Below are 12,834 nucleotides of genomic sequence, written 5' to 3' on the forward strand. Positions count from 1 at the left end.
ATCCTTAATTTGTTAACGTGTTACCCGGCGATATGGCGCTGGCGGTTTGCGCCGGTGCGCCCTGCGGCCCGGTTTGCATCGGGTGCGCCTGGAAATAGTTACGCAATCCTTTGTAAATCGCCTCAGCCAGCTGCTGCTGGTAATCATCGCTCGCCAGCAGACGTTCTTCGCTGTTGTTACTGATAAAGCCGGTTTCAACCAGCACTGACGGGATATCAGGCGAACGCAGTACGCCGAGGCTAGCGTGTTCCGGGCGACGCTTATGCATCGAACCAATACGTTCTAACTGGCCGATCATGCTGGTCGCCACATCATACCCGACGCGTTGCGAATGACCGAACTGCAGATCCAGTACAGCCTGGCTGAGATAAGGATCGGACTGGCTGTTTGCCAGCACATCGCCCGCGCCGCCCAACAGCTCCGATTGCTTCTCGTGCTGTTCCAGCCAGCCGGCCATCTCACTGTTCGCCCGACGGTTTGACAGCACCCAAACGGAAGCACCTGTGGCATCACGGTTTGGTGCGGCATCCGCGTGAATAGAAACCAGGAAATTGGCGTTTTGTTTACGCGCGACGTCTGAACGCCCCATCACCGAGATAAAGTAATCACCATCACGAGTGAGAACGCCTTTAAACATCGGGTCATCATTGAGCAAACTGCGCAGCTTGCGCGCCACGGCAATCGTGACGTTTTTCTCACGCGTGCCGCCAGGACCAATAGCACCAGGATCCTGTCCACCGTGTCCGGCATCAATGGCAATCACCACTTTATCGCCGTTGCTGGAACTGGCGCGCGCCGCAGGGCGCGTAGAGGTATTGCTGTTAGTCACAGCCGTAGTGCGATCGTTTTCCGCTTTAAATGGATTGCGCGCTGGCTCGACAGGACGTGGGGCAACAATCGGCGCTTCAACACGCTTTGCAACCACGGGAGGTGGAGGCGGCGGCGGTGGCGCATCAGCGTTGATGGTAAACACGACGGTATAATTGCCGCCGTTCTGGCGTTTTACTGCTTCGGCTTTACCGTTCTCTGTTAAATCCACCACCAGTCGCAGAGACTGCGCATCTTTTGGCGTGCCGGAACGGATAGATTTCACCAGATTATTGCCGCTAAACAGCAGCGGTAATCCCTGAATCACTCCGGTTTGTTTAATATCCAGCGCGACGGTTCGTTTCCCGTCCTGCGAAACGGCATATTCAGGATCGCCAATAAAGCTCAGCGTAATCCGCGCCTGTTGATCGCCATTAGATACCTGAAGATCGGAGAGGCTGGCGGCCCCTGCCTGCGCGCACAGCAGGACCAGGGTTGCCATCAGCCAGTTTCTGATGCGATAAATCATCCCGCCACCCTTAAGGTTAATCGGCTAAACGCGCCAGCAATAAATCACCTGATGAGGAGACTGCGCTTACACGCGCCTCTCGACCTTGCGCCTGATATTCAATGTGTATTTCGACGTCCGGGTCTGGCAGTACACCTTTACCTTGTTGCGGCCATTCCACCAGGCAGATGGCATCATTGGCAAAATAATCGCGGATCCCCATAAATTCCAGCTCCTCTGGGTCCGCAAGTCGGTATAAATCGAAGTGATATACCATCATGTTATCGAGTGAATAGGGTTCAACCAGCGTGTAGGTGGGGCTTTTTACATTACCTTTATGACCTAATGCCTGCAGAAATCCCCGGCTGAAGGTGGTTTTACCCGCCCCCAGGTCGCCGTACAAATATATAACCATCGCGCCGTCACAGGCTTTGGCTACCCGCAGTCCCAGGTCTAAAGTCGCCTGCTCATCAGGTAGTGGAATTACTCGATTCATCATGATAAACGTCAATCACATCAGGGTTAACAATACGCTGTAGCGTGGTAAAGAGATCTGTCGCCAGCATGCCGCGCGTACCAAAACGCGCCGCCAGCACATCCGCCGCCGCTCCGTGCGCAACACATCCCGCACATGCTGCATCATACGGGGTAAGCTTCTGTCCGAGCAATGCGCCAATAATACCGGAAAGTACATCCCCCATTCCGCCGCTGGCCATCCCGGCATTGCCGGTATCAATAATACCCAACTCCGCCTGTTCAGCAGCAACAACCGTACCCGCGCCTTTCAGCACCACAACGCCTCCGTACCGTTTTACCAGACGTTGTGCACAAAGTAAGCGATCGTCTTCAATTTCTGCAATGGAACAACCCAGCAGTCGCGCGGCTTCACCTGGATGCGGCGTGATCACGCGATTGTGACGTTTATCGGGGTTGATTGCCAGCAGGTTCAGCGCATCCGCATCCCAAAGCATCGGTTTGCGAAAATTCTCCACTTTTTGCAGCGCTTTTTTGCCCCACTCCTGCTGACCAAGCCCGGGGCCTATCACCACTACATCCGCCCACGCCAGGCTCTCTTCCAGCGTCTGCGGCGTCAGCGTATCGACCATCAGTTCCGGTCTGGCTGTCAAAATAGGCGCAATGTTTTCACTGCGCGTCAGCACTTTGACCAGCCCGGCGCCTGCACGCAGCGCGGCTTCCCCGGCCATGCGTATTGCGCCTGCCGTTCCGTGGTCACCGCCGATAATCACCAGCCGACCGTGGGAGCCCTTGTGCGAGGTGGGTCGACGCGGCGTTAGCCAGTGCGCAAGCTGTTGAGCATCAAAACGTTGAATTGGCGCATTCTGCCCCGCCAGCCAGTCGTCCAGCCCAAGTGCGTTAACATGCAGACGCCCGGTGACATCGCGCGCTTTACCGGTGAGCAAGCCCGGCTTGAGTGCAATAAAGGTAATGGTATGCGCTGCGTTGATGACCGCGCCCGGCGTCGCTCCCGTCTGCGCCAGCAGGCCGGAGGGAATATCTATCGCCACGGTGGGGGCTGGGTGAGAATTGGCACGTTCAATCAATACTGACAGAGATTCACGCGGTGCGTGTTTTAAGCCAGTGCCTGTCAGCGCGTCGATTATCACGTCCACGTTATCTGGCCAATTGATATCAACCGCGTGAATGACGCCACCCGCGTTAAGCCAGCCATCACGCGCATGCTGCGCCACCTCGGGGAGCGGTTTGTCACTCTCCTGTGCCAGCAACGTGACTTCAAGACCCAACGCTTTGGCAAGTCTTGCTACTACGTAACCATCGCCGCCGTTGTTGCCATGACCACATAGCACCAGCCAGTGCCGGGCGTTCGGATAAGCCTCACGAGTGATCTGAAACGCCGCCTCTCCCGCCCGTTGCATCAGTTCGTAAAGCGTCAGCCCAGAACTGTCTGCCGCCTCTCGCTCCATCCGCCTGATGTCATCGGCGTGCCAGATGGAGTGTGGTATACTTGCGGGGTTTTTCTTCATTGTATGGTCCGTCATGTCAGAGCCCCTCGATCTCAATCAGTTAGCGCAAAATATTAAGCAGTGGGGGCTGGAGCTTGGCTTTCAGCAGGTCGGTATTGCCGATACCGACCTCAGCGAAGCGGAGCCCAAACTGCAGGCCTGGCTGGACAAACAATACCACGGCGAGATGGACTGGATGGCCCGTCACGGCATGATGCGCGCCCGACCTCACGAATTATTGCCCGGTACGCTACGTGTCATCAGCGTACGTATGAACTATCTTCCTGCCAATGCGGCCTTCGCCAGCACGTTGAAGAACCCTTCGCTGGGTTACGTCAGCCGTTACGCGCTTGGCCGCGACTACCATAAGCTGCTACGTAACCGCTTAAAAAAGCTGGGGGAGATGATTCAACAGCACTGCGTTTCGCTGAATTTTAGACCTTTTGTCGATTCTGCGCCCATTCTTGAGCGTCCGTTAGCGGAAAAAGCCGGGCTTGGCTGGACAGGTAAGCACTCACTTATCCTCAATCGCGAAGCCGGTTCATTTTTCTTCCTCGGGGAATTACTGATCGATTTACCCTTACCGGTCGACCAACCAGCAGAAGAAGGATGCGGGAAATGCGTCGCCTGCATGACCATCTGTCCCACCGGGGCCATCGTTGAACCCTACACGGTGGATGCGCGCCGCTGTATCTCTTATCTCACTATCGAACTGGAAGGCGCGATCCCGGAAGAATTTCGTCCCTTGATGGGGAATCGAATTTACGGCTGCGATGATTGCCAGCTTATTTGCCCGTGGAACCGCTATTCACAGTTGACGACAGAGGATGACTTCAACCCGCGCAAGCAGCTTCATGCTCCGGAGTTAATAGAGCTGTTTAGCTGGAGCGAAGCGTGGTTTTTAAAAGTCACGGAGGGGTCTGCCATTCGTCGTATTGGCCACCTGCGCTGGTTGCGAAATATCGCCGTTGCGTTGGGTAATGCTCCCTGGAATGAAGCCATTCTTCGCGCACTGGAAAGTCGCAGAGGTGAGCACCCACTTCTCGACGAACATATTGAGTGGGCGGTTGCTCAGCAAATTGAGAAGCGAAATACCTGCGTAGTTGAGGTGCAGCTACCGCAGAAACAACGTTTGGTCAGGGTCATTGAGAAGGGTCTGCCGCGCGACGCTTAAGTCATCCACAGCTTGTGTATAAAAATAAAAACACATTGATATTCAAGAGGGAAAAAATCGTCAAGTGATCGTATTAACAATTTGAAATGATAATTAAACCAGTAATTTCAAATAGTTAAAATGATACTATTCACCCGGCGAAGTTTTTTGCATTCCAGGAATAATACCCGAACCTGTGGATAAGTCTGTTTACAAGAGTATGTCAATGACGAAACAAAACGTCCCCAACGTGATTATTCGTTGTGGATATTTTTATTGGGGTAAGAATTTGGAGCGGGAAACGAGACTCGAACTCGCGACCCCGACCTTGGCAAGGTCGTGCTCTACCAACTGAGCTATTCCCGCTTGGGTGTGTCTGTGCTTTACAAGCACTTTCAAATTTTGGAGCGGGAAACGAGACTCGAACTCGCGACCCCGACCTTGGCAAGGTCGTGCTCTACCAACTGAGCTATTCCCGCAAATCTGTACTGCTTTTGTTGCTGTCGTAATTCGCATTTCTGCGTCGTTACGGGAGGCGCATTATACGAGAAATCCGTTTAGCTGCAACCCCCCTGAAAGCGTTTTTTTCGAAAATTCGTTCAAGTGATTAATTTACAATCAAGCTGAACAATTTAGCGTCAAAAACCCGGTGACGCAAGCCACCGGAGAACAAAATCAAAGATTAATAAAATGTTCGCGATAGTAAGCAAGCTCTGCAACAGATTCACGAATGTCGTCCATCGCCTGATGTGTTCCCTGCTTGGTGAAGCCCGCAAGGATTTCCGGCTTCCAACGACGCGCCAGTTCTTTGAGCGTGCTGACGTCCAGATAGCGATAATGGAAATACGCCTCCAGCTCCGGCATGTATTTAAACAGGAAACGACGATCCTGCCCGATGCTGTTGCCACAGATAGGTGATTTCCCTTGCGGAACCCACTCTTTCAAAAAAGCCAGCGTGGCCAGTTCTGCTTCACGATCGCCCATGGTGCTCGCCTTCACGCGCTCCACCAGCCCGCTCCCGGTATGCGTACGTACGTTCCAGTCATCCATTAATGCCAGCTGTTCGTCGGACTGGTGCACCGCAATTGTCGGTCCTTCAGCCAGAATATTCAGGTTGGCATCCGTCACCAGCGTGGCGATCTCAATAATGCGATCGCGCTCGGGATCCAGACCTGTCATCTCCAGATCGATCCAAATCAGGTTGTTTTCATTGGCACTCATGCTATTTTCCACCCTTCAGCGTCACATTCAGTGTGACTACATTGATCTAAAATTGTGTGTATCATAAATGTTTTGCCCATCATGGGCGACCAGGAGCCAGTCCGATTGAGTAAGAATAAACTCTCCAAAGGCCAACAGCGCCGTGTGAACGCCAATCACCAGCGTCGTCTTAAAACGTCCACGGAGAAGCCCGACTACGACGACAACCTGTTTGGCGAAACCGCCGAAGGCATCGTTATCAGCCGTTTTGGCATGCATGCCGACGTAGAGTCTGCTGACGGTGAAATTCACCGTTGCAACATCCGCCGTACAATTCGCTCGCTGGTGACCGGCGATCGCGTAGTCTGGCGCCCGGGTAAAGCGGCAGCTGAAGGCGTGAATGTCAAAGGTATCGTTGAAGCGGTACACGATCGTACCTCGGTACTGACACGACCCGACTTTTACGACGGGGTAAAGCCTATTGCCGCCAACATCGACCAGATCGTTATTGTCTCAGCCATCTTACCCGAGCTGTCACTCAATATTATCGACCGGTATCTGGTAGCCTGCGAAACGCTACACGTTGAACCGATTATCGTGCTGAATAAGATCGATCTGCTGGATGATGAAGGCATGGCCTTCGTTAACGAACAGATGGATATCTATCGCAACATTGGCTATCGGGTGTTGATGGTATCAAGCCGCACAAAAGACGGCCTGAAACCGCTTGAAGAAGCATTAACCGATCGCATCAGCATTTTTGCCGGTCAATCGGGCGTAGGTAAATCCAGCCTGCTCAATAATCTCCTCGGCCTGCAGGAAGAGATCCTGACCAATGATGTCTCTGACAACTCCGGCCTTGGACAGCACACCACCACGGCCTCTCGCCTGTATCATTTCCCGCACGGCGGCGACGTTATTGACTCCCCTGGCGTGCGTGAGTTTGGACTGTGGCATCTGGAGCCGGAACAAATCACGCATGGCTTTGTCGAATTTCATGACTATCTGGGCCATTGCAAATACCGCGACTGCAAGCATGATACCGATCCAGGCTGCGCTATCCGTGAGGCTGTAGAAAAAGGGGCCATAGCCGAAACCCGGTTTGAAAATTATCACCGCATCCTGGAAAGCATGGCGCAGGTAAAAACGCGTAAAAACTTTTCTGATACAGACAACTGACAACTAAGCTAAGCATCGCTAGAATCGTCCCCCTTTTTTCAGGATCCGGCCCGTATGCCGGATCGGGAACAAATTATGGCCTGGAGGCTACCTTGTTAAACTCATTTAAGCTTTCGCTACAATACATTCTGCCGAAACTATGGCTCACTCGCCTGGCGGGTTGGGGTGCGAGCAAACGAGCGGGATGGCTGACCAAACTGGTTATCGATCTGTTCGTGAAATATTACAAGGTCGATATGAAAGAGGCGCAAAAGCCGGACACCGCCAGCTATCGCACCTTTAACGACTTCTTTGTTCGCCCGCTGCGCGACGATGCTCGCCCGATTAACACCGATCCAAACGTACTGGTCATGCCCGCTGACGGCGTGATCAACCAGTTAGGTAACATCGAAGAAGACAAACTGCTGCAGGCTAAAGGGCACAGCTATACCCTTGAAGCGCTGCTGGCTGGCAACTACCAGATGGCGGATAAATTCCGCAACGGTACGTTTGTAACCACTTACTTGTCTCCACGCGATTACCACCGTGTACACATGCCGTGTAACGGTATCCTGCGTGAAATGATGTACGTGCCGGGCGATCTCTTCTCTGTAAACATCCTGACTGCGCAAAACGTACCGAACCTGTTTGCCCGCAACGAACGTGTAATCTGTCTATTTGATACCGAATTTGGCCCGATGGTGCAGATTCTGGTCGGCGCGACCATCGTCGGCAGCATTGAAACCACATGGGCTGGCACCATTACCCCACCACGAGAAGGCGTCATCAAGCGCTGGACCTGGCCGGAAGGCGAAAGCGAAGGGTCGGTGGCGCTGTTGAAAGGTCAGGAAATGGGCCGCTTTAAGCTCGGTTCCACCGTCATCAACCTGTTCGCACCTGGCAAAGTTAACCTGGTTGAGCAATTGCAGGATCTGTCCGTGACTAAAATCGGCCAGCCAATGGCCATCTCGACCGAGACTTTCGTGACACCAGAGGCAGAACCGGCCCCGCTGGCGAAAGAAGAGATCGAAGCAGAACACGATGCCAGCCCGCTGGTTGACGACAAAAAAGACGAAAGTTAAACATAGGAATCGCTGCTGTGCGCCTGATTATCACTTTTCTGATGGCCTGGTGCCTCAGCCTGGGGGCGTACGCTGCGACGGCCCCCGATGCCAAACAACTCACCCAGGAACTGGAGCAAGCAAAGGCGGCAAAACCCGCTCAGCCAGAAACCGTTGAGGCGCTCCAGTCCGCGCTGAATGCCCTTGAGGAGCGTAAAGGCTCTCTCGAGCGCGCCCAGCAATACCAGCAAGTTATTGATAACTTCCCCAAGCTGTCCGCAACGTTACGCGCGCAGCTTAGCAACCTGCGTGATGAACCGCGCAATGTGCCAACCGGACTCACTACCGATGCGTTAAACCAGGAGATCCTCCAGGTTAGCAGCCAACTGCTGGAAAAGAGTCGTCAGGCCCAGCAGGAGCAGGATCGCGCCCGGGAAATCGCCGACTCGTTAAGCCAGCTTCCTCAACAGCAAACCGATGCCCGCCGCCAGCTCAATGAGCTTGAGCGACGCATTGGTACCGCCAACGGCAATTCCGCACAGAATCAGGCGATGCAGGCTGAATCCGCCAAACTTAAAGCCCAGGTCGATGAACTGGAGCTGGCGCAGCTTTCTGCCAATAACCGTCAGGAACTGGCGCGTATGCGCTCCGAACTGGCGGAAAAACAGAGTCAACAACTCGACACTTACCTGCAGGCTTTGCGCAATCAACTCAACAGTCAACGTCAGCGTGAAGCTGAGCGAGCGCTGGAAAGCACCGAACTGCTGGCGGAAAACAGCGCGGGACTGCCGGAAGGCATTGTCGACCAGTTCAAGGTGAACCGCGAGCTGTCTCAGGCCTTAAACCAGCAAGCACAGCGTATGGACCTGGTCGCTTCGCAGCAGCGTCAGGCCGCCAGCCAAACGCTGCAGGTGCGTCAGGCATTGAATACGCTGCGAGAGCAGTCTCAGTGGCTTGGGGTTTCAAATATGCTGGGAGAAGCGCTGCGAGCGCAGGTATCCCGTCTGCCGGAAATGCCTAAACCTCAGCAGTTGGATACCGAAATGGCGCAGCTTCGCGTACACCGCATGCGCTATGAGGATCTCCTCAACAAACAGCCGCAGCTGCGTCAGATTCATCAGGCCGATGGACAACCGCTGACCGCTGAACAGAGCAGCATCCTCAACGCCCAGCTACGGACCCAGCGTGAGCTGCTGAACTCATTGTTACAGGGTGGCGATACGCTGATCCTTGAGCTGACCAAGCTCAAAGTTTCCAACAGCCAACTGGAAGATGCGCTAAAAGAGGTCAATGAAGCGACGCACCGCTACCTGTTCTGGACGTCAGACGTTAGCCCTATCTCCCTCTCCTGGCCTGTCGACATCGTTCAGGATCTGCGGCGTCTGATTTCATTAGATACGTTTAATCAGTTGGGCCAGGCCAGCATCATGATGCTGACCAGCAAAGAAACGCTGCTACCGCTGTTCGCGGCGTTGGTGCTGGTTGGCTTTAGCCTCTCTTCGCGCAAGCACTTCACCCGTTTCCTTGAACGCTCGTCCGCGCGGGTCGGGAAAGTCACCCAGGACCACTTCTGGCTGACAATACGCACGGTATTCTGGTCAATACTCGTCGCTTCGCCGTTGCCAGTGCTGTGGGCAACGCTCGGTTACGGATTGCAGGAAGCCTGGCCTTATCCGTTGGCTGTCGCGATCGGCGATGGCGTTACCGCCACAGTGCCCATGCTGTGGGCGGTAATGATCTGCGCTACCTTTGCGCGTCCCAACGGTCTGTTTATTGCCCACTTTGGCTGGCCGCGGAACCGCGTCGCGAAAGCCATGCACTATTACCTGATGAGCATCGGGCTGATTGTCCCGTTGATCATGGCGGTGATTATGTTTGATAACCTCAATGACCGGGAATTCTCCGCCTCACTGGGGCGTCTGTGCTTTATTCTGATTTGCGGTGCGCTGGCTGTCGTAACCCTGAGCCTGAAACGCGCCGGGATACCGCTGTACCTCGATAAAGAGGGCAACAGCGATAACATGGTCAACAGCATGCTGTGGAATTTGCTGATGGGTGCGCCGCTGATTGCTATTCTCGCCGCAGCGGTGGGCTATCTCGCTACGTCACAAGCCTTGCTGGCGCGTCTGGAAACGTCCGTAGCGATTTGGTTCTTATTACTGGTGGTGTATCACGTTATCCGCCGTTGGATGCTAATTCAGCGCCGCCGCCTGGCGTTTGACCGCGCCAAGCATCGACGCGCTGAAATGCTGGCGCAGCGCGCGCGAGGCGAAGAAGAACCACCGCATTCCACCAGCCTTGAAGGCGCGATTGACGTTGATGAAAGCGAAGTGGATTTGGATGCTATCAGCGCACAATCGCTGCGCCTGGTGCGTTCTATCCTGATGCTTATCGCCCTGCTCTCGGTCATTGTACTGTGGTCAGAAATTCATTCCGCTTTCGGCTTCCTGGAAAACATCTCGTTGTGGGATGTCACCTCCACGGTTCAGGGCGTGGAAAGCTTAGAACCGATAACGCTGGGCGCAGTGCTTATCGCGATTCTGGTGTTTATCATCACCACCCAGTTAGTACGCAACCTGCCCGCGTTGCTGGAGCTGGCACTACTGCAACATCTTGATTTAACCCCCGGTACCGGTTATGCCATCACCACCATCACCAAGTATCTGCTGATGCTGATTGGCGGTCTGGTTGGCTTCTCGATGATCGGTATTGAATGGTCCAAACTGCAATGGCTGGTGGCGGCTCTCGGTGTCGGTCTGGGCTTTGGTTTGCAGGAGATCTTCGCCAACTTTATTTCCGGCCTGATAATCCTGTTTGAAAAACCAATCCGCATTGGCGACACGGTGACGATTCGCGATCTTACCGGTAGCGTGACGAAGATTAATACCCGTGCCACCACTATCAGCGACTGGGACCGCAAAGAGATCATCGTGCCCAACAAAGCCTTTATCACCGAACAGTTTATCAACTGGTCGTTATCCGATTCCGTTACCCGTGTGGTGTTAACCATCCCGGCACCGTCGGAGGCGAACAGCGAGGAGGTTACGCAGATCCTGCTGACTGCCGCGCAGCGCTGTTCTCTGGTTATCGATAATCCGGCACCTGAAGTCTTTCTGGTTGACCTGCAGCAGGGGATTCAAATCTTCGAACTGCGTATTTATGCCGCAGAGATGGGGCATCGCATGCCGCTGCGCCATGAAATCCACCAACTGATTCTGGCAGGCTTCCGCGAGCACGGTATTGATATGCCGTTCCCTCCGTTCCAGATGCGTCTGGAGAGCCTCGGCGGTAAGCAAACAGGGAGAACATTAAGTTCTGCAGGAAGAGGTAGTCGCCCGGCAGGGAGTTTGTAACGCACAATGCAGGCAAGAAATGCCGGATGGCGACCCGTTGGGTCTAATCCGGCCTACGAAGATGCTACTTTGTAGGCCGGATTAGGCAGGTCGTTTATTCCACCGCCCACTCAGGCTCGTTGATCGTGCGACGGCTGTAGTTCTGATAAATCGCCATCGCCAGCAGTGAGAAGAAGATCGGACCGCCGGTCATCCACAGTGCGCTGTTCCAGTCTCCGGCTTCAATTACCGGCTGGATGATAGTGAACACGTTGGCAAACGTCACCACCAGCACGACCACTCCCGTTGCCAGCAACGTCGCCGCTCGGGTTTTAAATACAACAAACGGCCTTTCCAGACCCGGATGGGATTTAAAGAACGGAAACGCCAGCGCCAGGAACAGATACGGCAGCGTCATCGAGACGTTCGCCATCAGCGTCAGTTTGTTATAGAACGCTGAAGCCGTATCGCCACCAAATGAAACCAACAGGATAAACAGGCTCACCAGCAGGCACTGTAACCACATTGCCGTCGTCGGCATCCCTACGGCATTCAGTTTGGTCATCGGCGCGGGCCACAACGCCTTCGGCGTGCCCTGAATAATCGCTTTCAGCGGTGAGTAGCTGAGGGTGAAAAAAGCGCCGGTGTAGGCAAGGAACATGGAAAGCCCGGTAATGCGTGCAAACCATACGCCCATCACCATTGCGGCATCAGGGGAAAGATGTAGCGCATTACCCAACGTCATTCCGAGGCTTTTCATCAGGATATAGGTAATATTCCCGAGGTTAACTGAGCTATTACTTAATACCTGCTGCCAGTTGGTGCTAACACCCCATAAAAAGATGGCCAGTGAATAACCAACAGAAATGACAATAGCGGCAAAAACAATGCCTTTAGCAAAGTTCTTTTCTGGTTTTTCTGTTTTATCGACCAGTCCCCCCACAGCTTCAATTCCGCCGTAAGCAAAAATGGCAAACACAACAAATGACAACATTGCCAGTCCGGACTGATATCCGGGATTAGGCGAGGAGATGAAATTAATATCCTGTGCAAAGTGGCCACCAGTTAATAACAAAATAGCGACACTCACTAACAACAGAACTAAATTAAGACACATTACGGCAATTCCACCTACAGCCGTAATACGCGCAATCTTATTAATACCCCGGGATGCCACGCAGGTCACCAGGATCATCCAACCGACGGCGAGCAACCCGACAACCTGCGTAGGCTCAAGCCCTGCAATACGCCAGTGCTGCGTCATGTCTGCGCCAAACAAGAAGGTTGAAAAAGGTACCCAGACTTTCGCCGCGGTGCTTACCATCCATATCACATAAGAAGAAAACCACATAAACGTGCCGATAAACGCATAACGCGGTCCAACGCTATTATTCATCCACGAATAGATTCCCCCCTCTTCTTTCCGATAGGCAGAACCCATTTCCGCCATCATTAAAGCAAATGGAATAAAGAATAATAATGCAGAAAATATATACCACGGTATTGCACTATACCCCATTAAATAGAACGCGGAGGGGCTATTAGCAAAACCGAAAACTGACGTAAATATCATGAGAATGAGACCTATCAGGCTCATCTTTTTTATTGTTTGGGTCATTAAACCATCCCTTAC

Annotated in this window: 9 protein-coding genes and 2 tRNA genes; 4 read left to right on the top strand and 7 right to left on the bottom strand. The window is 53.5% G+C overall.

Translation table 11 applies throughout. The features are described from left to right. Positions 1–4 precede the first annotated feature (4 nt). From amiB to nnr, 3 genes are read right to left on the bottom strand one after another with little or no spacing between them, the layout of a single operon-like run. Entirely contained in the window at positions 5–1,336 is a 1,332-nt protein-coding gene (gene amiB, locus OGX92_RS18245) for an N-acetylmuramoyl-L-alanine amidase AmiB (protein ID WP_003830500.1), read from the bottom strand. A 16-nt stretch (positions 1,337–1,352) separates the two neighbouring features. Then, positions 1,353–1,814, bottom strand: a complete 462-nt coding sequence (gene tsaE, locus OGX92_RS18250; protein ID WP_286586909.1) for a tRNA (adenosine(37)-N6)-threonylcarbamoyltransferase complex ATPase subunit type 1 TsaE — start codon at positions 1,812–1,814, stop codon at positions 1,353–1,355. Beyond that, positions 1,786–3,333 carry a bifunctional ADP-dependent NAD(P)H-hydrate dehydratase/NAD(P)H-hydrate epimerase gene (gene nnr, locus OGX92_RS18255; protein ID WP_206160198.1) on the bottom strand — a complete coding sequence of 516 codons (1,548 nt, stop codon included), beginning with the start codon at positions 3,331–3,333 and terminating at the stop codon, positions 1,786–1,788. The genes tsaE and nnr overlap by 29 nt, the downstream gene beginning before the upstream one ends. Here nnr and queG point away from each other — a divergent pair. Beyond that, positions 3,332–4,471, top strand: coding sequence for a tRNA epoxyqueuosine(34) reductase QueG (gene queG, locus OGX92_RS18260; protein ID WP_126319459.1), 1,140 nt, complete (start codon positions 3,332–3,334; stop codon positions 4,469–4,471). The two genes, nnr and queG, sit on opposite strands and share 2 nt — an antisense overlap. Before the next feature lie 269 nt (positions 4,472–4,740). Here queG and OGX92_RS18265 read toward each other — a convergent pair. From OGX92_RS18265 to orn, 3 genes are all read right to left on the bottom strand, one after another. After that, a tRNA-Gly gene (locus OGX92_RS18265) sits at positions 4,741–4,816 on the bottom strand. Between the two features lie 37 nt (positions 4,817–4,853). Then, positions 4,854–4,929 (bottom strand) — tRNA-Gly (locus OGX92_RS18270). Between the two features lie 196 nt (positions 4,930–5,125). Further along, positions 5,126–5,671, bottom strand: a complete 546-nt coding sequence (gene orn, locus OGX92_RS18275; RefSeq protein ID WP_003830507.1) for an oligoribonuclease — start codon at positions 5,669–5,671, stop codon at positions 5,126–5,128. 105 nt (positions 5,672–5,776) lie between these two features. Here orn and rsgA point away from each other — a divergent pair, with 105 nt between their 5' ends. The 3 genes from rsgA (at position 5,777) to mscM (ending at position 11,222) form a co-directional block, all read left to right on the top strand. Next, entirely contained in the window at positions 5,777–6,829 is a 1,053-nt protein-coding gene (gene rsgA / locus OGX92_RS18280; protein WP_170974257.1) for a small ribosomal subunit biogenesis GTPase RsgA, read from the top strand. 92 nt (positions 6,830–6,921) lie between these two features. Then, the gene (gene asd, locus OGX92_RS18285; RefSeq protein WP_003830511.1) at positions 6,922–7,890 is read left to right on the top strand and encodes an archaetidylserine decarboxylase; all 969 of its coding nucleotides are present in this window, start codon (positions 6,922–6,924) and stop codon (positions 7,888–7,890) included. A 17-nt stretch (positions 7,891–7,907) separates the two neighbouring features. After that, on the top strand, positions 7,908–11,222 hold the full coding sequence (mscM, locus tag OGX92_RS18290; RefSeq protein WP_003830513.1) for a miniconductance mechanosensitive channel MscM: 3,315 nt from the start codon (positions 7,908–7,910) through the stop codon (positions 11,220–11,222). 94 nt (positions 11,223–11,316) lie between these two features. Here mscM and yjeM read toward each other — a convergent pair whose 3' ends face one another. Continuing rightward, on the bottom strand, positions 11,317–12,819 hold the full coding sequence (gene yjeM / locus OGX92_RS18295) for a glutamate/gamma-aminobutyrate family transporter YjeM (protein ID WP_063941663.1): 1,503 nt from the start codon (positions 12,817–12,819) through the stop codon (positions 11,317–11,319). Positions 12,820–12,834 lie beyond the last annotated feature (15 nt).

The sequence above is a fragment of the Citrobacter sp. Cpo089 genome, assembly GCF_030332695.1.
In the GTDB taxonomy this organism is placed as follows: Bacteria; Pseudomonadota; Gammaproteobacteria; order Enterobacterales; family Enterobacteriaceae; genus Citrobacter; species Citrobacter portucalensis.